Raw genomic sequence first — 26,149 nt, forward strand, 5'->3', positions numbered from 1 at the left:
TTTTTGAAAATTGTCGTAATTCTACGATTTTATGTCGTAATTCTACTATTTATAATTAATTACGACTGTTAATTCTTAATTTTTCAAAATATTTATTACACATTCAAAATATTCTTTGTCCTGAGGGATTAATTGCAATAACGATTATTAGCCGTTCCCAAATTTACATTACAGGACATAAAAAAAACCGCATTACTGCGGTTTCTAAGTCAATAGGTGACTTTCCTTAATTTTGAAGATCTCTTATTCTTTCCTGCATCAATTCTGGATCAGAAAGTGCATCAAATCCGATGAATGCGATAGCAAAGATCAAATAAAGGATATAAAGTATGCTTAAAACAATACCGATAATACTGAGAATTTTACCTGTATTCAAATTGTTATAATCAGAATAAAGGGTTGGGTTCTGCTGATAAAGCGCATTGTCTTTTTTGTAAAGTACAAGACCGATAATTCCGGCAATCAGGCCTGGAATTCCATAGCAGCAACATGCAACGATTGATACAATTCCTAATACTAAAACCGCTGTAGCATTTGGTAATTTTTGTTGATTCATAATTTAATTTTTTAATGTTTAGTTTATGTGATGAAAAAATGTTTATAAAAGTAAGAAAATACCATGATTAGTGAGTTAATAATTGCAAGAAATATCAGAACCTGCCCATAATTTCTTTTTTTGTCAATAAAATTGACCACTACAAAACCAAAAAACAAGAGTAAAGTATATACGGCAGGAAACATATGAAATGCCTCACTGAACTTCCCTTCAAAAACCAGTAGAATTGCTCTTTGAGTACCGCAGCCGAAACATTCTATTCCTAAGAATTTTTTACTGGGACATGGAAGCATAAAGTCTTCAATCTTCATATTTACTTTTTGATTTTGATTGTGCTAAAATTAGGAAGAAATTTTTGCTCTGAGGTACTGATGAGGGAAAAAATTATCTTCCTGCATTTCAAAAGATCCCTGTACGGCTATATACGGATTTCTTAAAATCGCCCTTGCCACAAAAATCAGGTCAGCCTCTCCCTTTTGCAGGATCTCTTCTGCCTGTCCGGCTGAAGTAATTAAGCCTACCGCTCCTGTGTGTACCTCAGCCTCATTTTTAACCTGGGAGGAAAATGGAACCTGATATCCGTCAAAAACAGAAATTTTTGCTCCATGAATATTCCCTCCACTTGAAACGTCAACCAGATCAACCGAATGATTTTTAAGAATTTCGGATAACCTTACACTGTCATTAACATCCCATCCATTTTCTGCATATTCAGTTCCTGAAATTCTTACAAACAGAGCCGTATTTTCATTGAGCTCCTGATTGACAGCATCCACGATCTCCAGTAAAAAGCGTATTCTGTTTTCAAAACTTCCGCCATACTCATCTGTTCTCACATTGGAAAGAGGTGACAGAAACTGATGAACCAGGTATCCGTGTGCCGCATGTATTTCAATGACATCAAAACCTGCTTTGACGGATCTTTCTGCTGCATCTCTGAAATTCTGAACCAGATCTTTAATTTCCTCTACCGACAATTCGTGAGGAATCCTCTCTGACGGATGATAAGGAATTGGGCTTGGCGCAATGGTTTCCCAGCCTTCTTCTACAGAAATCTGTTTATTTTCCCATGTCGAACCCTTTCTTCCTGCGTGAGCGATCTGAATTCCTATTTTGGAATCTGAATTTTCATGAACAAATTCCACAATCTTCTGAAGTTCAGCAGCCTGATCCTCATTCCAGATTCCCATGCATTTATTGGTAATCCTTCCTCTTGGCTCCACTCCGGCCGCTTCAATTATAATCAAACCCGTTCCTCCCTGAGCGCGGCTTCCATAATGTACATAATGAAAATCGTTGGCTAATCCGTTCTCGCATGAGTACATGCACATAGGCGACATTACCCAACGGTTTTTCAGTTCTACATTTCTAAATTTTATTGGAGTATATAACATTCAATTTGATTTTTAAAGTTTTAAAATTACAAATTTAGTAACGTAACAAAGATATTGCCAGCTTTCATAAAAAGGGGTACATTTACCGCCCTTTTACGGAGCGATAATGAAAAAAGATATTACAATCAATTACGAGCATTTCAAAAGCATCACTGAACTGAATGCAACAGAAAAAGAGCTTTTCGGGAAAGCAAAACAGGCGCGCGAAAATGCTTACGCACCTTATTCCGCTTTTCTGGTCGGGTGTTCTGTACTATTGGAAAATGGAGAGATCTATACCGGAAATAATCAGGAAAATGCGGCTTATCCTTCAGGGCTCTGCGCAGAAAGGACCGCACTGTTCTGGATTGGTGCCAATTTCCCCAATGAAAAAATCAAAAAAATATTCATCATAGGAGGACCTAAAGAGTTTTCAGAAAAGACGCCGCCTATTCCACCGTGTGGGGCATGCCGGCAGAGCATGATGGAATATGAAACGAAACAGAATGAAAACATTGATGTTTATTTTTCAAACCTGAATGAAGAAGTTTTCAAAGTAAAGTCTATTAAAGATTTGCTTCCTTTCTATTTTGATGCTACATTTTTATAGAATATTCAAAAAAATCAGGAAAGAAATTCTTCCTGATTTTTTTATCTGCTACTATTACCATCCTGGATTCTGCTGTTCTGCCAGTGTCGGATTGCTCGCCGTTTCCATTTGCGGTATCGGCCAGAGAAATCTGTAATCTGACGCAGGCACAGCTGCGACACCGTAAGGCCCGTCGTAAGCCGTTCCGAGAACAAATGCAGAAGCCGGAGGATTTCCTGCTGCTACTTTTGCCGGGATACCGTTTATCGGTGCTATATCATCTCCCTGCAGCCGGTGAATATCACTCCATCGTCTTCCTTCCATCAGGAACTCTATCCTTCTTTCTTTAAGGATCGCATTGACAAGGGTATTTTGTGATGAAAGTGTTGCCGAGGTGTAGGCCTGTGCTGCAGGATCTGCCAGTGACCTGTTTCTTACTCTGTTCAGATTGATCAGGGCATTCTGAAGATCGTTGGTTCTTGCATACGCTTCTGCCATATTCAGTACCACCTCAGCATACCTGATGACAGGGGCTGCATCAGTATTGATAGGATCTCCCCCTGCATTATCCCTGATCGCTTTATATTTGTTGGTGAATTTTCTTCCTCCGCTTGTGAAAACAAGTCCTGTTCCACGAAGCGCAGCATTATCCAATGCAGAATTATCTGTTCTTCTTTTATCATCTACAAGCCATTGCGGATCTCTCCATATAATAGGACTGATGCACACCAGTAACCTCGCAGAATAAAGAGAAGAGATCGCTCCGTTAGGACCCGGGTTATTGGCAGCATCCTGCTGTACAGAAAAAATAGATTCAGTATTACTGAAATTCTGTTTAACGACAAAAGGGTCTTCGGGCGATGCGGTGAGCGTGAATGCCCCGTTAAGCTTATTTCCTTCAGTAATTACATTCTGCCAGTCTCTTTTGTGCAGGTACACTCTGGTCTTAAAAGCGACTGCTGCATTCTTCGTTGCTTTAAATTTAGCAGTATTCGTGATTGTTGTTTCTGCATCATCTAAATCCCTGATGATTTTATCATAACATTCCGCAACGGTATTTCTGCCTTTAAGCAATTCAGATTCTATTTCGGCCGCAGTATTGATACCAACTTCCCGGTAAGGAATTCCGGGATGCGATGCATCGGCCGTAAACTGATAAGGCCTTGCAAAATACATCAGCATTTCAAAATGGGTAATGGCTCTCAGAAACTTAGCCTGCCCAATATAGTTATCTGCGACAGACTGACTCACAATTCCTTTTGATACAGCATCGGTAACTCCTTCAATCAATAGATTACATCTGTTGATCAACCTGTACCCGTCTACCCAATAATAGGTATTGTTGGCTGTGCCTGTATCATAGGTATTGGTATAGGTAAAGAGAAAAAATGCCTGTGTGTTAACCACATCTTCACCTCTTGTATCACCCTGCGGTATAAAAGCCGCACCCCATATGTACCCTCTTCCTCCGTTTGAACTGGTCGAATTATATTGACCCAACGCTGCGGCATTATACACACCATTCATGGAACTTTCTATAAGTGCCGGTGTTGAATAGGCTTCCTCAACCGGAATATTATTGATCGGAGTCAGATCTAATAAATTATCATCTGTACAGCTGTTTAAGGAAAAACCGACTGCTATAATAGTGATTAATTTTATATATTTTTTCATTGCATCAAATTTTAAAGATTAAGATTTAAACCTACAGAATACACGGTAGCTCTAGGAGTTCCGTTCAAATCAACTCCCGATCTTTCCATTTCCGGATTCAGACCTTTATATTTTGTAATCATAAATAAATTCTGTCCCTGTACAAAAATCCTGAAGGATGAAACATTGACTTTATCAGTTAAGGATTTAGGTAATGTATATCCTAATGTAAGGTTATCCAAACTTATAAAATCAGCTTTTTCCACAAATCGGGTTGTCGCATTACTCGACTGATTAATCATGGTATTTGCGCCTGCATATAACAGTGGAGTCTGCCCGTCTCCCGGATTAGAAGTGCTCTGCCATCTTCCTAATATTTCAGCACTGTTGTTATTTAAATTCATCGTCATCAAATCTCTTCTTGTTGCATTGAAGACTTTATTTCCGCCACTGAACCTAAAGAGAAAGCCCAGATCCAGGTTTTTATAATTGATTTTAGAATTAAATCCTCCGAAATATTTCGGAACCGTATTTCCTATTATTTTTTTATCTGCCAAAGTCAGGGAAGCAGATACTGAAGTATCATCAGGATTATCCGGATTAAAGACAGAATAGCTGCTGTTGGCAGGATTTCCCTGAATCAATGTTCCGTCTGCTTTTACATAAACAGGAAATCCGTTGGCTTTATTAACCCCCCAATAATCAAATCCGAATATAGAATTTATAGAATATCCTTCTCTGATAATGATATAAGGTGCAATGGATGAATCATTTGAAGACCCTCCGATGAGGTCTGCATTTCCTGAAGTTCTGGTTACTTTATTCTGCTGCAGTGTAAGATTCGCTCCTAAGTTCCACGAGAAGTTATCTTTCTGAACAGCCTGGTATTCTACACTGAATTCGTATCCTTTATTGGTCATGCTTCCGACATTCCTTCTGATTGAATTATCCGGAATACCTAAAGATGCGGGTACAGGAGCATTCATGATCAGTCCGTCGATATCATTCTGGAAATAGTCGAATATGAATTTCAATTTATTTCTGAAGAAAGAAATATCTATTCCTGCATCTATTTTTTTACTGGTTTCCCATTCCAGTCTCTCGTTGCCGAACTGGGTAAAAGCAATGCCGTTGAGAGCACCATATTTGGAGGCAGAGGTAAGCCCCATGTAAGGATAACTGCCAATCTCCGTATTTCCTGTTTCAGAATATGACCCTCTGAATTTCAATTCACTGACTGTATTTTTGATTCTTTCAAAAAAACTTTCATTTGAGATATTCCACCCCGCAGAATACCCGGTAAAGTTTGCCCATCTTGTATTGGGACTTAATTTCGATATCCCGTCTCTTCTGATGGATCCCTGAAGGAAATATCTCTGCTTATAATTATAAGACAGTCTGGCAACGTATGAAATAAGGCCTGCCTCCGTGGCGCTTCCGCCGGACTGCTGTGTTCCGTAAGAGTCAGTCACCAGAGCCTGGTTAAAAAACCGGTCTAATAAATCAGTCCCGACACCGAAAAAACTTTTATTACTATCTTTCTGATATTCTACAACTCCTGTAAAAGCAAAATTATGAGCATCTGCCACAGTTTTGTTATATGACAGAATATTCTGAATATTCCATCTCAGTAATTTGGTATTATTACTTTGTATTCTTCCATTGGTACCTCGCCCGTCACCATGCAGCGCATCCCAGTAAAGAAGCCCGTTAGTATCCGCATTATCTACATTGGTCTGAAATCGGTAATTAAGGCCTTTTGCAATATTGGCATCTACATATAGATTGAGAAGTGATCTCATAATATTCGACTGATACTTATTATTCGCAAGAATGTAGGAAATATTTGAAAGATTTTCACCTACCGGCTGGAGATTATCCCATTGCCCCATGAATCCGTTTGCAAGATTTATGTTGTAACCGGTTGGGTTATCAGCATCAAATACAGGGGTATTGGGTAACTGTTTTACAGCACTGAACATATTCCCCGATATACTGCTTCCTCCGGTATTGAGACCGGAATAATCTGTTTTAGTGATGGCAATATTCCCACCGACTGATAACCACGAATTGAATTTGTGATCTAAACTCGATTTCACAGAATATCTTTTCATCTGATTACTTTTTGCAATCCCTTCCTGTTCAGAATATCCTAATGAAAAGTAATATTTTGTTTTATCACTGCCTCCACTTACTGATAAGCCAGCATCAGACTGTGCTGCGCCTCTGTTAAGAACTTCCCTTTGCCAATTGGTATTGTAGCTGTTTCCGGAAGCCCAATCGCCCAGACCTGCATTACTTCTCTTCTCATTGGAGATGGTCAAAAATTCAGGCGTCTGAAGAAGATTAAAGGTTTTAAAAGGAAAAGCATATCCGTTAACAATGTTAAAACTTACCTTAGCAGCACCTTTTTTCCCTTTTTTGGTAGTAATCAATACAACACCATTAGCTGCCCGTGAACCATAGATGGCTGTTGCCGCACCATCCTTCAGGATTTCAAAGGATTCTATATCATTGGGATTGATATCTCCTAAAGCATTGGCATCTGCATATCCCCCGAGATCTCCGGAATTGATCGGCATTCCGTCAACAATGTAAAGTGGCCGGGTACCTGAATTAATTGAGGATATCCCCCTGATCACTACTCTTGGTGCAGCTCCCACAATACCTGACTGCGTCGTAACCTGTACTCCGGAAGACCTTCCCGCCAACTGACTTTCAAAACTTGGAGTAACCAATCCTTTGATATCATCCCCGTCTACTTTACTGATCGAACTTGTAAGCTGGCTGCGCTTCTGTTTACCATATCCTACCATTACGACTTCATCAATCTGCTTTGTTTTGATTGAATCCTGTGCAAATACAGATGAACCGGTAAAGAATACAACTCCTACAGTTAAAATTTTAATTTTCACATTCATGTTAATAAATTTTAATATTTATCTATCACAAATATGTTAATTTTTTATTAAAACAACAATCCAAATTAACGTAAAACAGTAATATTTATTAAAAAATTACACAATTATCTGATTTTCATTAAAATAAAACTGCAACAAAATCACATTTTTGTTAATATTAATCACTTCTTTATTTTTTAATAAATTTCATTATATTTTGATTATTTATATAGTAATGTATATTATAAAATTTTATTAGTTTCAGATAAATTGTTATTCAGAAAATTGTTTTGACAATTAATAAATTTCATCCTGCGTTTATAAAACTGGGATTGTCTTTAAAATGGTTTCCAAAATTATATTAAACCGTTAGCCGGGATGTTTTTTAATTAAGCGGATCAAAATTCTGTCATCAGAGATAACAGGTTTTTATCTCTGATGATTAATAACTATTTTAAATTGATTTACCCATATTGATAATACCTGCAACATCTGAAATTATTCAAGCACTTAAAGCACTTATTAATCGCTATTAATTTTTAAGATACTGTCTCCTGCCTTTAAAATTTACATTTCTAATTAATTTACAGCAACAAAATTTCCATAACAAAACTGAACAGTTACGGTATCTGTAAAAAAACAATCTGAAAATTAACAATATCTCATTGCCTCTTATGAATTAAAAACTTAAATTTGCACTGATTTAAAAAGGGAATTTGGTGAAAATCCAAAGCAGACCCGCTACTGTAAGTGATGTTTAACCTATAATAAAACATTGACAAGTCAGACACCTTTTAAATTAATCATAGATGAAGCTTTCGTGGAGTGAGGCGTAGTCGGTTTAAAAATCTATTTGTTCTGAACAATTATAGGTTAATTCCTTCTATTTATATCATTCACAAAGCCATTTTTAGAGCTTTTATTAGAATTGAATGAATAAGCATTTTTACTCTGCTGCGCTGTTATTTTTACTGGCTGCCCCTGTTTCTGTTTTTTCACAGAAGATAGAAAATGATACCATTCATACAAGAATGATACAGGACATTATTCTAAATACGAAACGGCAGGAAATCGGCGTAATTTCATCACAAAAGCTTACCGGTGCCGAACTTGAAAAATTAAACAGCACATCTGTAGCAGATGCTGTACGCTATTTTGCAGGCGTTCAGATCAAAGACTATGGAGGGATCGGCGGTATGAAAACCGTCAATATCCGTGCAATGGGGTCACAGCATGTCGGGGTATTTTATGATGGCATACCGATGGGAAATGCACAGAACGGAACGGTAGATCTGGGAAGATTCTCTTTAGATAACCTGGAATCAATATCTCTGTACAATGGTCAGAAAAGTGAAATTTTTCAGTCTGCAAAAGATTTTGGCTCTTCCGGATCAATTTATCTTCAAAGCAGAACCCCGGTATTCACAGATTCAAAAAAAACAAATGTTAACCTTAACTATCGCTCAGGATCTTTCGGAGTTGTGAATCCTTCTATACTGGTAGAGCAAAAAATAAGCAGTAACATCAGCCTTGCCTTAAGTACAGAATATCTTACAGGAAACGGTGAATACAAATTTCATCAGAGAGTTGCCCTACCTGACGGAAGCCTCGGATGGGAGCGTTATGGAACAAGAACCAATGGAGATGTTGAAGCCTTGCGTGCTGAAGCAGGTGTTTTTGGAAAAATCAATAACGGAACCTGGAAACTGAAGACGTTCTATTACGATTCTGAAAGAGGGATACCCGGAGCCGTCACTAAAAATAATACTATTTTCTCTAGCAGGCAGTGGGATAAAAACTTTTTTGTACAGGGAAGCTTTGAGAAAGAATTTTCTCCGAAATATAAATTCCAGATCAATTCTAAGTTTGCTGATGATTACACCCATTATTTCAATGATAACCCGGAAAGTACGCCTCTCTTAATTGACAATACGTATAAACAGAAAGAGATTTACATATCAACAGCCCATCAGTATACGCCTTACAAATTCTGGAAAATCAACCTTTCGGCGGATTACCAATATAATACCTTAGATGCGAATTTAAGACAATTTGCCTACCCTGAAAGAAATACGGAGCTTGTCGCACTGGCAACACAATTTGATTTTAAAAAATTTAAATTACAGGGAAGTGTTTTGGGAACTTTCGTACAGGAAAAGATAGAAAACACCCTGTTTTCGACACCTCAAAACCGTTCTGAATTTACACCCGCTGTATTTGCTTCCTACCAGCCATTTTCTGCAGAATTTAAGGTTCATGGATTTTATAAAAGAATTTTCAGGATGCCGACGTTCAATGACCTGTATTACACAGATGTGGGAAGTTCACAATTAAAACCGGAATTCACCAACCAATATGATGTCGGATTTACTTTTAATAAAGATTTCCGTTCAGGAGTTTTACAAAATATCAATCTGATTGCCGACGCCTATTACAATAAAGTGCAGGATAAAATTATAGCTTATCCCAAAGGACAGCAATTCCGATGGACGATGATCAATCTTGGTGAAGTGGAAATCAAAGGAATTGATATTTCTGCACAGGCTATCTGGCTCATTGCTGAAAACCTTCTCTTAAGCAGCCGCTTTACCTACACTTTCAACGAGGCTCTGGATGTCACTCAAACCAAAATTACTTCTTATTACAGAAATCAGATTCCATACACTGCAAAAAATAACGGGAGTGCATTACTGGGACTTACCTATAAGGACTGGCAGCTGAATTACAGTTTTATCTACGTAGGGAAACGCTATCATATGTCTGAAAACATCAACAGAAATTTTGAGCAGCCCTGGTATACGAGTGATATCTCCGGAACAAGGGAATTTAAAATGAACAAGTGGAAATTCAGATTAGGACTGGAAGTCAACAATCTGCTGGATCAGAATTACAGTATTATTCAGAATTTCCCCATGCCGGGAAGAAATTACAGGGTGAACCTGAGAATCAATTTTTAACAGAAAGATTTCAAAAATGAAAAAAGCATATCTGTTTATTGTTTTCTTTTTACTTCTTACAGTTCATTCCTGTAGAGAAGATTACGATTATGTCAACTTTGGTGCAAATACTTCGGGAGTACAGGAACCGGAGGATATCGATATCAAAGGATTATATGTATTGAATGAAGGAAATATGGGAAGCAATAAAGCTTCAATCGATTTTTTTGACTATACTACAGGAACCTATACTGAAAATTATTACAATGCACAAAATCCTACAGTAGTCAACAGCCTTGGAGATGTAGGTAATGACATTAAGGTCTACAGAAATCAACTGTATGCTGTCATCAACCTTTCAAATTATGTTGAGGTGATGGATGCCAAAACGGCAAAACATATCGGCGAAATTCCCGTAAAAAACTGCCGTTATATCAATTTTCATAACGATTACGCTTATGTAACGTCTTATGGAACAGCTATAGGAGCTTCACAAGCCGGATATGTGGTAAAGGTCAATGTAAATACGCTTCAGATTGAAGGCACCGTATATGTAGGAAAGCAGCCCGATGAACTGGAAGTGGTAGGAGATAAATTATATGTCGCCAATTCGGGCGGATACAGTTCTCCGGATTATGACAATACTGTTTCTGTCATTGATCTGAATACTTTTACTGAAATTAAAAAAATTCCGGTTGCGATTAATTTAAGTAAAATTAAAAAAGACGACACCGGAAAACTTTGGGTTACCTCACGTGGAAACTTTGGCAGTATTACTCCTAAAACATATGTTTTAAATCCTCAGACTGATCAGGTAATCAAAGAATTCAATATTTCTGTAAGTGATTTTTCAATTGTAGAAAACAGGTTATACTATATCAGTTACGAATGGACGTCCGGAGGTGCTTCGAGCAGTTATGGAATTATCAATACGGATACTTTAGCTCAGATCAGCTCTGATTTTATCACAGACGGAACACAAAATAATATTGTCATTCCTTACGGTATCGCTGTAAATCCGGCAAACAGTGATATTTTCATCACTGATGCGAAAGATTATGTATCCTCCGGTGAGCTGTTCTGCTACAATAAATTCGGCAAATTAAAATGGAAAGCCAAAACCGGCGACATCCCCGGACATCTTACTTTTTTATATAAATAATCAAACAAAATAATTCAAAAAAAATGAAACATTTTTACTTTAAGTTTTTAAAACTAAGTTTTGCCCTTGCAGGTGTTACCCTTGTATCTGCGCAGTATTCTAATGGTTACATCGTAGCGAATGAAGGAAATTTCGGTTCTCCGACAGGGGAAATTTCTTACATTGACGCCAACAATAATATTACCAATAATGTTTACAGTCTGGCAAATAATGGTGAAGCGCTGGGAGATGTCCTGCAGTCTGTTTATTTTAACGGAGATAAATCTTATTTAGTTTTAAATAACTCAAACAAAGTTGTCGTAGCCAGCAGAGCAAGTTTTGTAAAATCTGCCGTAATTACAAGCAACATTGTGTTCCCAAGATATTCAACGGTTGCCAACGGAAAAATTTTCACCAGCAACTGGGGTGATTACGGTAACACAACACAATTTGTTACGGTACACGATGCAACGACATTTGCGTATATTACCAGTATTCCATTAAGCGAGAATCCTGAAGAAATCGTTACCGTGAACGGAAAAGTATATGTGAATAAATCTTCTTACCGGGCAGGAAACAGTATTGATGTCATTAATCCCACGACCAATACAGTGATCAGCACCATTACTTTAAGCAACGGATTGCAGTCTATCACGGTAGTTGGAAACGATATTTTTGCATTGTGTACAGGAACTGCAGGATCTACCGTTTATAAAATCAGTACGGCTACAGATACGGTGACAGCAAGTATAGCAAATACTTCTATTGTACCGCCATCACAGTATGATGCACTGAAATTCAGTTCAGACGGCACAAAACTTTTCATTGCAGGAGGCACTGCTGTTTATTCTCTAAATACAGATTTGGCCACCTTCAGCAGCACTCCTGCTTTTACCACGACTGCGAGCACAACCAATGGTGATTTCTATGGTTTTGCGACGATTGACGGAAAAGTTTATCAGGGAAATGCCAATAATTTCGGCCCGGCTTCGACGCTCAAAGTTTACAGTCAGACAGGAACTCTGCTGAATACATTTACCACAACAGTAGGCATCAACAATGTTTACAAAAATGTATATACTGCTTCAAGTCTTTCAACGACAGAAACTCAGCGTAACAATTCCATTTCAATTTATCCTAATCCGGTATCAGATATTCTATATATCAAAAATGCAGATGCATCTCAATATAAAATCATTGACCTTACGGGTAGAATTGTGAAATCAGGTGTTTATCAAAATGGAATCGTAATATCAGAATTGAATAAAGGAGCCTATATTATTCAAATTTCTAATAAGAATATTCAGAAAACAGAAAAATTCATCATTAAGTAGTTTGATGCAGAATTCAATTTAAATCAATTAAAATGAAAAATATACTTATCGCTGCTGCATTTCTTTCTGCAAACTTTCTGATGGCTCAGAGTTATGCACCGCAGGCAGGAACTGCAGGTTCTACAGCGATACCTGCTAACAGTACTCTTTTTAAATCATGGGCTACAGGTGTAACTATAGTACGGGGACCACAGCAAATTAACGGAACTTCCGGAGCACTTGCCAATGTCGGTACTGATGCTTTTGCAACCGGAGCTTCCAACGGATCTGTTGTAAGTCTGGGCGACGGTGGTACAGCTACGCTTACCTTTGCAAAAGCAATTACCAACGGAAGTGGTTATGACTTTGCCATATTTGAAAACGGATTCATGTCAAGTCAGTCCGGTAAAGCATTTCTGGAATTGGCTTTTGTAGAAGTGAGTTCAGATGGTGTTAATTTCTTCCGCTTTCCTGCTCATAATGAATATCCTTCTGATTATATCCAGAACACCACTGATGTCGGAGGTTCAGGTTTTGCAACGATGGATGCCAGGTATCTGAATAATTTTGCAGGAAAATACACTGCAGGTTTCGGAACTCCTTTTGACCTCAGTGACCTTCCGGATAACCCGCTTTTAGACAAAACAAAAATTACCCATGTAAAAATAATCGATGTTGTGGGAACAAACCTTCAGGCGTACAGAACCTATGACAGTTTCGGTAATATTGCCATTGATCCGTTCCCAACCCCAGCCGGTTCTTCAGGATTCGATCTGGATGCAGTCGGTGTAATTAATGAATTTAATGTCTTATCCACTGCAGAAAATCACAGGACCGAAAACCAAATCAGTCTATACCCGAATCCTGCATCAGATTTTATTAAAATCAATACGGACAAAGATGTTGAAATCAAAATATACAGCATCAGCGGATCACTTGTAAAACAGGGAAGAACAGTTAATAAAACACTGAATGTATCAGATTTACCCAACGGAAATTATATCATCCTGATCGGTAATGATGAAAGCAAACAAAGCCTGAAACTTATTATATCCAAATAATAAATTCAGCCTGAAACAATAAAACCTCTTTCATGTAATTCTGAAAGAGGTTTTTATTTTTATAGAGGTCTTCATCTTTTAAACGGATTTTTCAATTCTAAAAAATTAAGCTATTGGTTATATTGTTAGACCCAGTTTTTCAGCTTCTGCAATTACAAAATTTCTGGCTTCTTCGCTGTCATTGGCGATATCCCCTTCCAAAATTGCTTCTTTTACTTTTTCCTTCAGAATTCCGATTTCTCTGCCCGGCTTTAGATTAAACATGGTCATTATTTCTTCCCCCGAAATGGGTGGCTGAAAATTTCTCACCTGGTCCTTCTCCTCAACTTCTTTGATCTTATTGGCAACGTACTGGAAATTCTTTTTAAATTTTTCCTGTTTTCTTGAGTTTTTGGTGGTAATATCTGCTTTACATAAGGTAAACAGATCTTCCATATCTTCGCCGGCATCAAATAAAAGTCTTCTCAAAGCAGAATCAGAAGCATCATCAGTGATAAGTGCGATCGGACGTGATGAAAGTTTCACCATTTTCTGAACATATTTCATATCAGCATTCAGTGGCAATTTCAGCTTTTGGAAAAGTGTTTTTGTCATTTTTGAGCCTAAAAACTCGTGACCATGAAACGTCCAGCCTGTTCCCTCTACGAATTTCTTGGTCGGTGCTTTTCCTATATCGTGCAGCAGAGCTGCCCAGCGAAGCCAGAGGTTATCTGTATTTTCAGAGATATTGTCAACGACTTCCAAAGTATGATAGAAGTTATCTTTATGGGTTTGCCCTTCGACCTCTTCTACTCCTTTCAGATCAATCAGTTCGGGAACAATCAGTTTCATCAAACCTGTTTCTTCCATTAATTGCAATCCTACAGAAGGTTTTTCAGAGAGCATGATTTTGTTAAACTCGACCATGATCCTTTCCATCGAGACGATCCTGATTCTCTCTGCTTCCTGCCTTATGGCTTGTAAAGAGTTTTCTTCAATCGTAAAATGTAACGTCGAGGCGAAACGTACGGCTCTCATCATTCTCAGAGGATCATCAGAATAAGTCTGTGCAGGTTCCAGTGGTGTTTTCAGGATTCCATTTTCAAGATCACCGATTCCGTTGAACGGATCAATCAATTCACCGAAATTATCTTTATTGAGAGAAATAGCCATTGCATTGACGGTAAAATCTCTCCTTTTCTGATCATCTTCTATGGTTCCGCCCTCGACTTCAGGTTTACGACTGTCTTCTGTGTAACTCTCTTTTCTGGCACCTACAAACTCCAGCTCAAGGTCTTTGTATCTGATCATTGCCGTCCCGTACGTTTTGAAAACGGAAACTTTCATTTTAGGATCGATTTCCTTTCCTACATTTTGCGCAAGCTCAATTCCACTCTGCTCGGTTACAAAATCAATATCGGTAGATGCTTTTCTTTTCATGATAAGATCACGCACAAAACCACCGACAATATACACGGACTGGTTATTTGCAGCAGCAACTTCAGAAATGATTTTGAAAAGTTTTAAATTTTGATTTTGATTGAGATTGATGAACATTTTTTTTTTTAGATGCTGGATGTTGAATGATTGATGCGGGGTGATAAATATGGGTTAGAATCCTGTCCCTTCATTTATCAGTAATTTTGCAAAGATAAATATTTACCGTAAAAGTAATTTCCTTTACCGCAAAAGAGACAAAATAATTTTAACCTATGAGTCATTTTATTTTTGATTAAGGATACATATTTCGTAAACTGTATCATATTCCTGGTCCGGGAATGATATAAGTTTTAAAATAAATGTACCTGTACCGAAGAACACAAAAGTCTGAAAACCTTCGATATATTCGAAGCTTTTTACTCTCTCAAAATTTTAATTCTGTTGTCACTCCAGATTTTGATAACCGATGAACCTGTATATTGCGAGACTTTTTCCCGGTCTTCTTCAACCGCAAAATCAACGAGATCAATTATTTCTTTTGAAATATCCGAAAACTTCAGCGGACTCTTATCTCCACTGAAATTGGCCGATGTAGAAACCAGCGGCTTATTCAGTTTTGTGATCAGTTTTTTACAGAAATCGTTTTTTACAAGACGGATTCCGATGCTTCCGTCTTCAGCTAACAGTTCTGCGGGTAAACCTTTGGGATTCTGATAAACTAACGTAACCGGCTTTTCGCTTAAATCCATAATTTCCCAAGCCATCTCCGGTACGTCTACCAAATCCTGCAATCTCTTTTCGGTTTCTACCAAAATGATCATTGATTTGTTTTTCTCACGTTTCTTGATATCGAAAATTTTGTTAATAGCTTCGACGTTGGTAGCATCACACCCGATGCCCCAGATGGTATCTGTCGGATAAAGGATGGTACCACCGCTTTTTAATATGTTGATGATGTTTTCCATTGTACTATTTTTTGCTCAGGCTGACGGATGATTTTATTTTAGAGAAACTGAATGAAGCCTATTTCTGTTAATGATAAAACTTCTAAATTTACATCAGTAGAGGCAGCTTTAACCAGCTTTCAAAATTAAGCATTCTTCTGACTTCAGCCAAAACCTACTTAACGTTATCAATGATAATAAAACGTTCTGCTCAGAATATGTTTTTCAGCTAAAGCCGACTGAACATTTAATATAGAAACGGGCTGAGGTCTGCTTATCCTGATAATCGTTGAGAATAAAAGTCAAAATCTTTTGATTGTTAAAATTTGTTGAAGTTTGAAATCCATTACAATTCCGGCAAATATCTTTCTTCTATCACATTCAGATGATGAATATTATGCCCAACAATCAATTTACAGATCGTTTCAACTGCAATTTGGTTTCCATTGGCTGTTCCGATATTATTTAAAACCGCCGGATTGATTGTTTCTGCTAAGATATGAGAAGATTTTCTTATGAGTTGGTATTCTTCCAGTAAAGAATCTAAGCTCCTTTCATTGGCATAAGAACTTGCGGCGTAACCTTCTTCATCAAAGCCCGGCAATTCAGATTTTTCACCTCTTGCAAAAGCTAAAATACGATACTGGAAAACTCTTTCGGTGTCCGATAGATGGAGAAGTACCTCTTTCAGTGTCCATTTGCCTTCTGCGTAGGCGAATTCAGACTGTTCTTCGGTCAGATAAGAGTATAGGGAAACGGTTTTCTCACCGACTTTTTTTAATTCCTCAAGCCAATTTTCAGATGGAATCAAATCTAAATATCGCTGGATGTATTTCTGAAAATCTGTCATGTTAATATAATTAATGGGTAATGAGTAATGGGTAATGAATTATTTTAAAAATTTTATAATTGACGGTTTACAATGCACTATAATTTATTCGTCCATTCGTAAAAATTCACCTCATCGTACAATTCAAACCCGCAGCCTGGATATAATTTATTTCCGACATCGTTTGATTTTCCTGTTTCGAGGAGAATTCCTGCTGAGTTTGTTGATACAGCCAATTTTTTTGTTTCTTCAATCAACTCTTTCGAAAAACCTTTCCCACGATAATTTTCACTGACAAATAAATCATTCAGCAACCAGTAACGCTTCATTCTTGTGGACGAGAATAAAGGATATAACTGGACAAATCCAACTAAATCACCTTCACTTTCAGCAACGAAAATTTCAGAATCTTTATTCTCAATCCTCTGTTTTAAAAAAGTTTCCGCTGAATGAATATCAGAATCTTTATGATAAAAAACTCTGTACTGATCAAATAAATCAGCTAATTGAGGTAAATCCTGAAGGGTGGCTTTTCTTATATTTTTCATTTTAAAATTTAATTTAAAATATCTTTTATCTGTAAGTCGATAATTTTAAGACAGGGTTCACTAAGTTTTATTTTCTGCTTTTTTTAGGCTCACAAAGGCGTTCCGCCTAACAAAGAAAACCAAGGCTAACTGTCAGTTTAAAATTATTGTACAATTAAAAACAAACATCCGCTGTAAAACGGATGTTGATGGTTTATTATTTTAAGAAAATGCTTTTTCCAGATCAGCGATCAGGTCTTCCGCATCTTCGATTCCTACACTTAACCGAACCAGGTCATCTGTAATTCCAAGCTCTTCGCGTTTTTCAGCGGGAATGGAAGCGTGAGTCATCAACGCCGGATGATTGGCAAGAGATTCTACTCCACCTAAAGATTCAGCCAAAGTGAACACTCTTACTTTTTCTAAAAATTTAATGGCATCTTCCTTTTTTCCTGATTTAAAGGTGAAGGAAACCATTCCTCCGAAATCTTTCATCTGAGATTTTGCCAGCTCGTACTGGGGATGAGATTCCAGTCCCGGATAGATGACCTGCGCAACTGCAGGATGGGATTCAAGATATTTTGCCACAGCCATTCCGTTTTCTGAATGTCTCTGAACTCTCAATGCCAATGTTTTGATCCCTCTCAATACCAGATAAGAATCATGAGGACCTAATATTCCTCCGCTTGCGAACTGGATGAAGTGTAGTTTTTCACCTAATTCGGCATCTTTAGCGATCAAAGCTCCTGCGATGACATCAGAGTGTCCTCCTAAGTATTTCGTTGCTGAATGCATAACGATATCAGCCCCCAAATCGATTGGTCTCTGAAGGTATGGTGTTGCAAACGTATTGTCTACTGCAACTAAAATATCTTTTCCTTTTGCAATCTCTACCACCGCTTTAATATCAACCAGTTTCATCAGTGGATTGGTTGGAGTTTCAATCCAGATCAGTTTAGTCTTGTCTGTAATTACCTCCTCAATTTTAGAAGCATCATCAAAATTCACAAACGTAAATTTCAGTTGATATTTTTCAAAAAGCTTGGTAAACATTCTGTAAGTTCCCCCATAAAGATCATCTACAGCAATAACCTCATCACCTGGGTTTAATAATTTTAAAACACAGTCAATTGCTGCCAGACCAGAACCGAAGGCTAAACCTCTCGCTCCATTTTCTATGCTTGCCAAAGAATCTTCCAAAGCCTGTCTTGTAGGGTTTGCCGCTCTTGAATATTCATAGCCGGAATGCACTCCCGGACTTTTCTGTGCAAATGTGGATGTTAAAAAAACCGGCACGTTTACAGAACCTGTTGCAGATTCGTGATGCTGCCCGCCGTGTATAACTTTTGTATTGAAATTCATAATATTTTGCTTTTAGCTTATTGCTTTTGGCATTTAGTTTTACAACTCAATGCCACAATCTATTTATACTTTACCTTGATCTTTCAGCAAAAAGCCAGCCGCCACTTGCCAAAAGCCAAAGGCTTTTTACATTTTTATAGCTGATTTTACTGCAAATTCTTCTGCTATCTGCTCGATCCATGCAGCGACATCATCTTCACCTGTAGCTCTCTGATAAGTACTTCCCAATGACACCAAAATCTGGTGAATAAACATTTTCATCTGATCTACAGGCATTTCTTTGGTCCAGAGATCAATTCTTAATGCTTCCATTGTTTTATCATCCCAAACCGAAATCATTGTTGCTTTGGTTTCCTCTTTTTCTACTCCACCATCTTCAGCATTCCAGGTGATCAGTTCGGGAATATGGTTTTCATCCAGTTCCACATCTATCGTTATCTGTGTCTTTCTCATTTTTCTATTTTTCTAGTCTTTTTATTATTTTAAAGCATTTCATTTAGATTCTGCCTTTTGAGGCTTCATCATCGAATAATCAGCTTACTAATCTTCTAATTTCGGTTTGTAACCTGCCTGATTGAAAATTTCTGTGGCATCCATTTTCAGGAAATCTGTGAGTTTGGTTTCAGGTTTCTTTTTAAAATACTCCCTGCAAATCTGCCAACCTGTATAAATTCCAACCATGGGAGACGAGTTGTTGTCAATTTCCGTGTAAAATTTGGAAAACGGCCCCGGAGCAATAAAACGTTCTGCCAATCTGTGATCATCTCCAAAAATTAAATTATTTTCAACAAAATAATTATAGATATTGGCTTCATTGGCTGCGGCCCAATCGTACTGTTGTTTTGTATAATCCATTTTAAGGTAATCCGGAGTTTCAGGTAAAAAGGCATCCTGTAAAGTCATAATTTTCCCGTTATACACCATCAGATCAATAAATTTCTGACTGTTTCCTGTATAAGGAACAATATTTTCAGCAAACATTCTGGATACTTTCGGAACGATATTGCCCGGATTCATTGATTTTTGAAAATACAGCTCCAATCCTTTATAATTCGGATTTTTATCTCCCATAAATCCGGTAATATCAATAAAAAGAAAATTTGTTTTATCATCATATAAAAGAGGATCCTGAACCATCTGTAAAGCTGATGAAAAAAGAAAAACTTTCGGACTTTTAAACTGTGGAAAATAAAATTTAATATGAGAAAAAAGATCCTGAAGTTCATTCTGAAGTTTCTTCTGATCGATTTTACTGATGGCTTCCCTGTAAATTTTTATTTCCTGCGCATCAGCTCTTCTTTTGCTGAAATCTTCATCAGCAACGGTTCCCTGAAACCATGGAAACTTTGCCTTAAATTGCTCTAACGGAACATTCTGATTATAAAATTCTTTTGATATATCGGTCACCTCTACCTTTTCGGCAGGATTTTTTATTTCAACTTTCCATTCAGTTTCCTGTTCTTTTTTACAGGATTCCAAACTTAAAACTAAAAGGCATGACAGTGCTGCAATTCTAAAAATCTTCATTATTTTTACATGAAATTTAAGTTTACAAAAATAAGGATATAAATACAAACTATTGCCGAAAAAGGAATTTTTGTAGCTATCAGACTTATAATAAAATCTTTATAATAGTACCGGACACATGGATATCTACCTTGAAACAGAAAGGCTCATACTTCGAAAATTTGTCAAAGATGATGATGAACGTCTTTTTTTGCTCGATTCTGATCCTTTGGTGATGAAATACATAGGAACACCTCCACTTACAAAACTTGAAGATTCACAAGAAGTCATCAGGATGATTATACAGCAATATGAAGATCATGGTTTGGGAAGGCTTGCCGTTATAGAAAAAGAGAGCAGACTTCTCATCGGCTGGAGCGGGCTGAAGATGCATAAAGCAGAAATCAACGGCCACAGCAATTTTTTTGATCTCGGTTACAGATTTCTTCCCGAAGTCTGGGGAAAAGGCTATGCTTCAGAATCAGCAGAGGCTTCACTGGAATTTGGATTTAATCAATTTAACGCTAAAGTAATTTACGCAAATGCTCATTCAGAGAATATCGCTTCAAATCGTATTTTAACGAAATTAGGGTTTGAAAATAAAGGTAAATTTACAGAACCGGACGGAATTTGTTTTTGGTATGAACTTAAAAAGCAGAATTTTAAATAATAAATTTTCATATAATGCAGACACAAAAAGTAATTGATCATATTGTACAATGGCTGAAAGATTATGCCGTAAAATCAGGAGTTAACGGTTATGTCATCGGAGTTTCCGGAGGTGTTGATTCAGGAGTGGTATCTACCCTTGCCGCAATGACCGGTCTGAAAACGCTTTTGATTGAAATGCCGATCCGCCAGAAAGAAGATCAGGTCAACCGTGCCTGGGAACACATGGATGATCTGAAATCGAAGTTTCCCAATGTTGAAGCCATGTCCGTCAATCTGACACCGGCTTTTGAGGAATTATACAAAACTTTTGATGTGCATGATGACAAGTTTCCCAATGAAAAACTGGCATTTGCCAATACAAGATCACGTTTGAGAATGCTTACTCTTTATTATTATGGACAAATTAATGGTCTCCTGGTTTGCGGAACCGGCAATAAGGTAGAGGATTTCGGAATAGGTTTTTACACAAAATACGGTGACGGAGGTGTTGACATCTCTCCTATTGCAGACCTTTATAAGACGGAAGTCTACGAATTGGCAAAAGCCCTGAATCTTGTTAAAAATATTCAGGAAGCCATTCCAACAGATGGACTTTGGGATGCTGAAAGAACTGACGAGATGCAGATTGGTGCAACATATCCGGAACTTGAAAAGATCCAGAAAGAATGGGGAACAAAAACTGTTGAAGATTACGAAGGCCGTGACCGGGAAGTATTCCTTATTTTTGAAAGAATGCACAAAGCAGCACAGCATAAGATGAATCCTATTCCGGTGTGTGATATTGATGAGGAGTGGAGAGAGTGAATGAGGTAGATAGTGCAATAATATGATTAATGTAACAATGTGAGGAATGTAACAATGTGATTAATGTAACAATTTACCAATTTTATTAATGTAGCAATATGGTGAATGTAACAGTTTACTAATATTATTAATGTAACAATGTGAGGAATGTAACAGTTTATCAACTTTATAAATGTAGCAGTTTCATGAACCAATCTTATCATTCAGTAGTGTAATAATTAATTTACAACTCGGTATTATTGTATTGTTTTATTTATTTTTCTATTGTTTCATATTTACATTAGATCATTTTAAAATTGTCATATTCCTACATTAGTACACCTAACATTGTTACATTTAGCAAACTTTTAAACTGGTACATTATCCTCATTATTAAATTGATAGATTACCCCATTATTAAATTGATACATTACACTCATTATTAAATTGCTACATTCCCCACATTGTTAAACTGTTACATTAAAATCATTGTTATATTTACACTCCCCAAATTTCAGCTATGAATTCTAAAATCCGTTCGCTTCTTTTCGCCTGCATGGGACTTCTTTTCGGAATGTCTGTCATGTATATTTACAATAATTTTATTGCGGAGAAAAAAATCGGTACAAAAACAGAAAAGGTAGGGCAAGGTTCTGAAAAAAAACCGGAAAACAACCATTCAATTGATGAATTATCCAAAGCGACAACCGTTATCGATTATGTAAAACAAAATCATCACCTCCCTGATTATTACATCACAAAAAACGAAGCTAAAAAAGAAGGCTGGAACCCCTCAAAGGGAAATCTCTGTGAAGTTCTGCCCGGAAAAGTAATCGGTGGAGATCACTTCAGCAACCGGGAAAAACAACTTCCGCCCAACAAAAAGTATTTTGAAGCAGACGTCAATTACCACTGTGGAAACCGAAATGCAGACCGAATCGTTTTCACCAAAGAGGGTGAGGTCTATCTGAGCAGAAACCATTACAGAAGTTTTGAAAAACTGTGATAATGTAATTCTAAAATGGAACAATTTTATTAATGGAACAATGTAATAGTGAGGCCAATGGAACAATGTAACAATTTGGACAGTGGAACAATGTTAATAATGTAATAATATAGCAATGTCAATAATGTAAAAATTTAATGATTAATGATTTAAAATGAACAATGTCGGCAGTGGAACAATTTAACGATTTCAAAATGTAATAAAATAACAATTTCGATAATGTAGAAATGTAATAATGCTGAGAGTGGAACAATTATATTAAATTAAATAATATACCAATTCGATACCTGATTGATATAAATTACATGACCAGATAACTGATAAACTGCTACATTTGCACATTAATAAATAAAAAAACGATGAACACAGTATACATTGACTTTGCAGATCTTGGAGATTATGAAGATTTTTATGCACAGTTAAAAGATAAGGTACAGCTTCCTGAACATTTCGGAGATAATCTTGATGCGCTTTCAGATGTTATTTCAGGCGAAATAAAACTGCCTCTGCATTTAGAGTTTGTAAATATGAGCGTTGATCAGCTTGAAATCTTTGAAGACCTTTTAACTACACTGGAAGATGTCGAAGATGAAGTAGAAGATTTTTCTTTCGCCTACTATCTGGAGCAGTATGATGATGAGGAAGAGGAAACTGAAGAGCAGTAAAATACGTTTTGAAGAGATATAATTCTGATGAAATTATATGTTTCAGATTTTATCTTGAATCACTCTTTTCAATTCAGTTATAAAAAAACAAACCCCGCAAGATATTTTTGTGGGGCTTTTAATGATATAATAAATCATATTTATCTTCCTAACACTTCAGTCAGAGGCTGACCAACGTTTCCGCTTGGATTTTCAATTCTTAAAAACTGAGCAATGGTGGGTGCAATATCGGTCATAAAATGTTGTGCATTACTTTCCCCGTGTGGAACTTTCCAGCCCATAAAAAGTAAAGGAATATGAGCGTCATAAGAATTCCAGACACTGTGGGTTGTCCCTTTTTTAGCATAATTCGGAAGCATCCCGTCATGTGATACGATCTGTATATCTCCACTTCGCTGCCAGTTGTATCCATTGATGACTCTGGTTTTTATAGGTTCAGGAATCGCGGAGCTTCCTACCTCTTTTAAATCAACTGCATACAAAACGCGTGGATCTTTATTCAGATTCTCAATGATGCTTTTTTTAATAGCAGTTTCGTCCAGCTTTTTCTCCTGAATCAATTGATGGTTAAGATAAATCTGGTAATTGTCAATTCCTAAAATCAGTTTGCTTGATGCATATTTTGTTTCCAGTTCAGCACCAAGATTTTTTTCCATTCCATCATCAAAAAATCCGGTCATCATTTTATTCTCTTTCATATATCCTTCAGCGTGGGCGCCTCCGTGATCAGCAGAAAGAAAAACCAGATAATTTCCATCACCTACTTTTTTATCCAGTATTTTGAAAAAATTTGCCAGCTCAATATCCAACCTCAGATACGTATCTTCAACTTCGATAGCATTGGGTCCATAGGCATGTCCTACATAATCGGTAGATGCTACATTGATGGCAAGAAAATCCGTAACCTGATCCTGTCCTAGCTGATATCCGTCAATAGCTGCTTCGGCAAATTTTAAAGTATAGGAATTTCCGAAAGGAGTAGTTCTTAGAACTCCTTTATTGACAGCATAATCGGCCGCCAGGTTGCTGTAAGGGAAAGTCGGACTTTTAGCAGTACCCAAAGGTTTTTCCCATGGGACGTCGTCTCTGGTACTTTCTGTATACTGATTAATCGGTAACAAAGTATTCCATCCGTTGGCAACAAGTTTCTCAGCGTATTTCTGCTCATTAAACTGATTCACCCAACCCGGAAGACTTTGCATATAATACGTACTGGTTACAAAATTTCCTGTATTTTCATCAAACCAGAATGCTCCTGTAGGATTATGACCTGCAGGCAGAATGGATGCTCTGTCTTTAAGTGAAACACCCACTACTTTTGACTGAAAATTGCTCGCTATTCTCAACTGATCCGTGATCGTGGTACTCCATAGATTTTTTGGAGAGTGCCCTCCTACTTTATCGTTGGTTCCCACTCCTTTTACTTCTGAATCTGCTGTGCAGTAAACGTTTTTTCCGGTTGCCTTGTCAGTCCAGTCATTTCCTGCAATACCATGGATGGAAGGAACAGAACCTGTATAAATTGTAGTGTGCCCAATCGCAGTAACTGTAGGAACATAAGGTATCATCACATTGTTAAAGGAGAAACCTTTGCTAAGCATTCTTTTGAATCCATCATCACCATACTTTTCATAAAAACGGTAGAGATAATCCCACCTCATCTGATCGATCACTAAACCTACCACCAATTTTGGTCTTTCTAACTGTGTTTTTTTATTTTTCTGAGCATGGACAGTCATTAAAGAGACAAAAGTGACTGCAGCGATCGTAATTTTCCTTAGCATTGAATAACTTTTTTGTGTCCACAAATTTACAGGTTTTGAAAGTTTCGGCGTGTGAAATTTTAATTAATTATTGAGTCCGTCAATTGATCGTAAATGTAAAAGGTAATGAATATGTACATCAATATTGAAATTAAAAGATAATCGTACAGACAATGTTTATCTCGCATACGTGGAAAATGAGAGAAAATCTGTTTGAAATGGCTCGTCATCCCTCATCATTTAACATAATTTTAATCTCCATTTATTATTTTTAGCACTAATTTTGATGCCATAAAAAAGCATAACTACACCTCTCACGTTATTAAATATGAAGAAAATCCTTTTAAGTAGTGCTTTAGCAGCGCTTACGCTATGGTCGTGCAGTAAGAAGGCAGAATCTGACATATCTCTGCAGGATTCAGATACTGTTTCCAAAACCGAACAAAATTCGGAAGAAGTAATTTCAGATACAGGTTACAACATCACTAAAATTCCCATCACTGATAAATTTAACGGAACTTTCCCCTATTTTAAACTTCCTGAAGGATATACTTATACAGATCCAAGTTCCTATCACGGTGAAGGGCAAACCAAGGATTTTGATAAAGAATATTTTTATGACCATGGAAGCTACACAGCAATGGAAGGAAAAACATATAAAGCTGAAATCAGAATTTCCGAAGAGAATAAAGATAAAAAATTCTCACCCCTTGAAATTCAGAGAAGTTTTGATGAACTGATCAAAAATGTTGGCGGGGTTAAAATCAATACAGGAGAACCATTGAGAGAGGGCGAAGAGGAGCGTCTTAAAAAAGAGGATCCCGAGGCTTATAATTTAGGATATATGCATTCCTGTAATAACTGGAAAAATGTCAATACCTACATTATCCGGACTGCTGAGAAAAACGTTTTTGTACAGTTTAATCTCGGAAAAGAACAGACTAGCATCACGATTTTAGAATCTAAACCCTTTGAAAATAAAATGTCTATCATGGAAGGAAAGTCTGAATCAGACTCCATAAATTCAAAAAAGAAGTAACCTGATCAATAAGAAGTACTAAGCCTCTGTATATCATTGCAGAGGTTTTTCTATTCATTATCCATACAAAAATACAATAATGATCAGTAATCAAACGCCTGGCATAAATTGC

General features: G+C 37.0%; 23 protein-coding genes and 1 riboswitch. Of the genes, 10 read left to right on the top strand and 13 right to left on the bottom strand.

Annotated features, from left to right (window positions below):
• Positions 1-226 precede the first annotated feature (226 nt).
• Genes AC2A07_RS12200 through namA form a run of 3 tightly spaced genes read right to left on the bottom strand, consistent with a single transcriptional unit; the run spans position 227 to position 1,950 of the window.
• Positions 227-556, bottom strand: coding sequence for a CCC motif membrane protein (locus AC2A07_RS12200; RefSeq protein ID WP_314497972.1), 330 nt, complete (start codon positions 554-556; stop codon positions 227-229).
• A gap of 23 nt (positions 557-579) precedes the next feature.
• A complete protein-coding gene (locus AC2A07_RS12205) occupies positions 580-867 on the bottom strand; it encodes a DUF2752 domain-containing protein (RefSeq protein ID WP_314497976.1) in 288 nt (95 codons plus the stop codon).
• Between the two features lie 30 nt (positions 868-897).
• The gene (gene namA, locus AC2A07_RS12210) at positions 898-1,950 is read right to left on the bottom strand and encodes an NADPH dehydrogenase NamA (protein ID WP_484050646.1); all 1,053 of its coding nucleotides are present in this window, start codon (positions 1,948-1,950) and stop codon (positions 898-900) included.
• 106 nt (positions 1,951-2,056) lie between these two features.
• On the opposite strand from namA, the gene cdd reads away from it, so the two are divergent.
• Positions 2,057-2,539: a cytidine deaminase gene (cdd, locus tag AC2A07_RS12215; RefSeq protein ID WP_314497982.1), complete on the top strand. Its 483-nt coding sequence runs from the start codon at positions 2,057-2,059 to the stop codon at positions 2,537-2,539.
• A gap of 54 nt (positions 2,540-2,593) precedes the next feature.
• Here cdd and AC2A07_RS12220 read toward each other — a convergent pair whose 3' ends face one another.
• Positions 2,594-4,192 carry a RagB/SusD family nutrient uptake outer membrane protein gene (locus AC2A07_RS12220; protein ID WP_484050647.1) on the bottom strand — a complete coding sequence of 533 codons (1,599 nt, stop codon included), beginning with the start codon at positions 4,190-4,192 and terminating at the stop codon, positions 2,594-2,596.
• Between the two features lie 11 nt (positions 4,193-4,203).
• The gene (locus tag AC2A07_RS12225) at positions 4,204-7,092 is read right to left on the bottom strand and encodes a SusC/RagA family TonB-linked outer membrane protein (RefSeq protein ID WP_484050648.1); all 2,889 of its coding nucleotides are present in this window, start codon (positions 7,090-7,092) and stop codon (positions 4,204-4,206) included.
• A gap of 643 nt (positions 7,093-7,735) precedes the next feature.
• Positions 7,736-7,884: riboswitch (cobalamin riboswitch) on the top strand.
• 119 nt (positions 7,885-8,003) lie between these two features.
• Between AC2A07_RS12225 and AC2A07_RS12230 the strand changes: the two genes are divergently transcribed.
• From AC2A07_RS12230 to AC2A07_RS12245, 4 genes are read left to right on the top strand one after another with little or no spacing between them, the layout of a single operon-like run.
• Entirely contained in the window at positions 8,004-10,028 is a 2,025-nt protein-coding gene (locus AC2A07_RS12230) for a TonB-dependent receptor plug domain-containing protein (RefSeq protein ID WP_484050649.1), read from the top strand.
• A gap of 16 nt (positions 10,029-10,044) precedes the next feature.
• Positions 10,045-11,169 carry a YncE family protein gene (locus AC2A07_RS12235; RefSeq protein WP_484050650.1) on the top strand — a complete coding sequence of 375 codons (1,125 nt, stop codon included), beginning with the start codon at positions 10,045-10,047 and terminating at the stop codon, positions 11,167-11,169.
• Between the two features lie 23 nt (positions 11,170-11,192).
• Positions 11,193-12,482 (top strand): DUF5074 domain-containing protein, encoded by a 1,290-nt coding sequence (locus AC2A07_RS12240; protein WP_484050651.1) that lies wholly within the window; start codon positions 11,193-11,195, stop codon positions 12,480-12,482.
• Between the two features lie 32 nt (positions 12,483-12,514).
• Complete coding sequence (locus tag AC2A07_RS12245) at positions 12,515-13,522, top strand: T9SS type A sorting domain-containing protein (protein ID WP_484050652.1); 1,008 nt, start codon at positions 12,515-12,517, stop codon at positions 13,520-13,522.
• A gap of 117 nt (positions 13,523-13,639) precedes the next feature.
• Here AC2A07_RS12245 and AC2A07_RS12250 read toward each other — a convergent pair whose 3' ends face one another.
• The 7 genes from AC2A07_RS12250 to gldB all read right to left on the bottom strand — a co-directional run bounded on the left by AC2A07_RS12250 (position 13,640) and on the right by gldB (position 20,130).
• Positions 13,640-15,058: a CCA tRNA nucleotidyltransferase gene (locus AC2A07_RS12250; protein WP_484050653.1), complete on the bottom strand. Its 1,419-nt coding sequence runs from the start codon at positions 15,056-15,058 to the stop codon at positions 13,640-13,642.
• A 299-nt stretch (positions 15,059-15,357) separates the two neighbouring features.
• On the bottom strand, positions 15,358-15,906 hold the full coding sequence (locus tag AC2A07_RS12255) for an L-threonylcarbamoyladenylate synthase (protein ID WP_484050654.1): 549 nt from the start codon (positions 15,904-15,906) through the stop codon (positions 15,358-15,360).
• A 325-nt stretch (positions 15,907-16,231) separates the two neighbouring features.
• On the bottom strand, positions 16,232-16,735 hold the full coding sequence (locus AC2A07_RS12260) for a DinB family protein (protein WP_484050655.1): 504 nt from the start codon (positions 16,733-16,735) through the stop codon (positions 16,232-16,234).
• 77 nt (positions 16,736-16,812) lie between these two features.
• A complete protein-coding gene (locus AC2A07_RS12265) occupies positions 16,813-17,262 on the bottom strand; it encodes a GNAT family N-acetyltransferase (protein WP_484050656.1) in 450 nt (149 codons plus the stop codon).
• Positions 17,263-17,463: 201 nt separating this feature from the next.
• Entirely contained in the window at positions 17,464-18,603 is a 1,140-nt protein-coding gene (locus AC2A07_RS12270) for a cystathionine gamma-synthase (protein ID WP_484050657.1), read from the bottom strand.
• A gap of 126 nt (positions 18,604-18,729) precedes the next feature.
• Positions 18,730-19,056 carry a gliding motility protein GldC gene (gldC, locus tag AC2A07_RS12275; protein ID WP_314498004.1) on the bottom strand — a complete coding sequence of 109 codons (327 nt, stop codon included), beginning with the start codon at positions 19,054-19,056 and terminating at the stop codon, positions 18,730-18,732.
• Between the two features lie 87 nt (positions 19,057-19,143).
• Positions 19,144-20,130 (bottom strand): gliding motility lipoprotein GldB, encoded by a 987-nt coding sequence (gene gldB / locus AC2A07_RS12280; RefSeq protein WP_484050658.1) that lies wholly within the window; start codon positions 20,128-20,130, stop codon positions 19,144-19,146.
• Positions 20,131-20,248: 118 nt separating this feature from the next.
• On the opposite strand from gldB, the gene AC2A07_RS12285 reads away from it, so the two are divergent.
• From AC2A07_RS12285 to AC2A07_RS12300, 4 genes are all read left to right on the top strand, one after another.
• On the top strand, positions 20,249-20,779 hold the full coding sequence (locus tag AC2A07_RS12285; RefSeq protein ID WP_484050659.1) for a GNAT family N-acetyltransferase: 531 nt from the start codon (positions 20,249-20,251) through the stop codon (positions 20,777-20,779).
• 14 nt (positions 20,780-20,793) lie between these two features.
• Positions 20,794-21,585 carry an NAD(+) synthase gene (gene nadE, locus AC2A07_RS12290; protein WP_484050660.1) on the top strand — a complete coding sequence of 264 codons (792 nt, stop codon included), beginning with the start codon at positions 20,794-20,796 and terminating at the stop codon, positions 21,583-21,585.
• Between the two features lie 499 nt (positions 21,586-22,084).
• Complete coding sequence (locus tag AC2A07_RS12295; protein WP_484050661.1) at positions 22,085-22,570, top strand: ribonuclease domain-containing protein; 486 nt, start codon at positions 22,085-22,087, stop codon at positions 22,568-22,570.
• Positions 22,571-22,929: 359 nt separating this feature from the next.
• Complete coding sequence (locus AC2A07_RS12300) at positions 22,930-23,235, top strand: barstar family protein (protein WP_314498017.1); 306 nt, start codon at positions 22,930-22,932, stop codon at positions 23,233-23,235.
• A 140-nt stretch (positions 23,236-23,375) separates the two neighbouring features.
• Here AC2A07_RS12300 and pafA read toward each other — a convergent pair whose 3' ends face one another.
• On the bottom strand, positions 23,376-25,019 hold the full coding sequence (pafA, locus tag AC2A07_RS12305) for an alkaline phosphatase PafA (RefSeq protein WP_484050662.1): 1,644 nt from the start codon (positions 25,017-25,019) through the stop codon (positions 23,376-23,378).
• 307 nt (positions 25,020-25,326) lie between these two features.
• Between pafA and AC2A07_RS12310 the strand changes: the two genes are divergently transcribed.
• Complete coding sequence (locus tag AC2A07_RS12310; RefSeq protein WP_484050663.1) at positions 25,327-26,037, top strand: hypothetical protein; 711 nt, start codon at positions 25,327-25,329, stop codon at positions 26,035-26,037.
• The last annotated feature ends 112 nt before the right edge of the window (positions 26,038-26,149 follow it).

This window comes from Chryseobacterium sp. HNCC26DJ238, assembly GCF_057180465.1.

Coding starts and splice junctions, on each gene's coding strand:
- AC2A07_RS12200 (WP_314497972.1), bottom strand. CDS start 556: ATGAATCAACAAAAATTACCAAATGCTACAGCGGTTTTAGTATTAGGA.
- AC2A07_RS12205 (WP_314497976.1), bottom strand. CDS start 867: ATGAAGATTGAAGACTTTATGCTTCCATGTCCCAGTAAAAAATTCTTA.
- namA (WP_484050646.1), bottom strand. CDS start 1,950: ATGTTATATACTCCAATAAAATTTAGAAATGTAGAACTGAAAAACCGT.
- cdd (WP_314497982.1), top strand. CDS start 2,057: ATGAAAAAAGATATTACAATCAATTACGAGCATTTCAAAAGCATCACT.
- AC2A07_RS12220 (WP_484050647.1), bottom strand. CDS start 4,192: ATGAAAAAATATATAAAATTAATCACTATTATAGCAGTCGGTTTTTCC.
- AC2A07_RS12225 (WP_484050648.1), bottom strand. CDS start 7,092: ATGAATGTGAAAATTAAAATTTTAACTGTAGGAGTTGTATTCTTTACC.
- AC2A07_RS12230 (WP_484050649.1), top strand. CDS start 8,004: ATGAATAAGCATTTTTACTCTGCTGCGCTGTTATTTTTACTGGCTGCC.
- AC2A07_RS12235 (WP_484050650.1), top strand. CDS start 10,045: ATGAAAAAAGCATATCTGTTTATTGTTTTCTTTTTACTTCTTACAGTT.
- AC2A07_RS12240 (WP_484050651.1), top strand. CDS start 11,193: ATGAAACATTTTTACTTTAAGTTTTTAAAACTAAGTTTTGCCCTTGCA.
- AC2A07_RS12245 (WP_484050652.1), top strand. CDS start 12,515: ATGAAAAATATACTTATCGCTGCTGCATTTCTTTCTGCAAACTTTCTG.
- AC2A07_RS12250 (WP_484050653.1), bottom strand. CDS start 15,058: ATGTTCATCAATCTCAATCAAAATCAAAATTTAAAACTTTTCAAAATC.
- AC2A07_RS12255 (WP_484050654.1), bottom strand. CDS start 15,906: ATGGAAAACATCATCAACATATTAAAAAGCGGTGGTACCATCCTTTAT.
- AC2A07_RS12260 (WP_484050655.1), bottom strand. CDS start 16,735: ATGACAGATTTTCAGAAATACATCCAGCGATATTTAGATTTGATTCCA.
- AC2A07_RS12265 (WP_484050656.1), bottom strand. CDS start 17,262: ATGAAAAATATAAGAAAAGCCACCCTTCAGGATTTACCTCAATTAGCT.
- AC2A07_RS12270 (WP_484050657.1), bottom strand. CDS start 18,603: ATGAATTTCAATACAAAAGTTATACACGGCGGGCAGCATCACGAATCT.
- gldC (WP_314498004.1), bottom strand. CDS start 19,056: ATGAGAAAGACACAGATAACGATAGATGTGGAACTGGATGAAAACCAT.
- gldB (WP_484050658.1), bottom strand. CDS start 20,130: ATGAAGATTTTTAGAATTGCAGCACTGTCATGCCTTTTAGTTTTAAGT.
- AC2A07_RS12285 (WP_484050659.1), top strand. CDS start 20,249: ATGGATATCTACCTTGAAACAGAAAGGCTCATACTTCGAAAATTTGTC.
- nadE (WP_484050660.1), top strand. CDS start 20,794: ATGCAGACACAAAAAGTAATTGATCATATTGTACAATGGCTGAAAGAT.
- AC2A07_RS12295 (WP_484050661.1), top strand. CDS start 22,085: ATGAATTCTAAAATCCGTTCGCTTCTTTTCGCCTGCATGGGACTTCTT.
- AC2A07_RS12300 (WP_314498017.1), top strand. CDS start 22,930: ATGAACACAGTATACATTGACTTTGCAGATCTTGGAGATTATGAAGAT.
- pafA (WP_484050662.1), bottom strand. CDS start 25,019: ATGCTAAGGAAAATTACGATCGCTGCAGTCACTTTTGTCTCTTTAATG.
- AC2A07_RS12310 (WP_484050663.1), top strand. CDS start 25,327: ATGAAGAAAATCCTTTTAAGTAGTGCTTTAGCAGCGCTTACGCTATGG.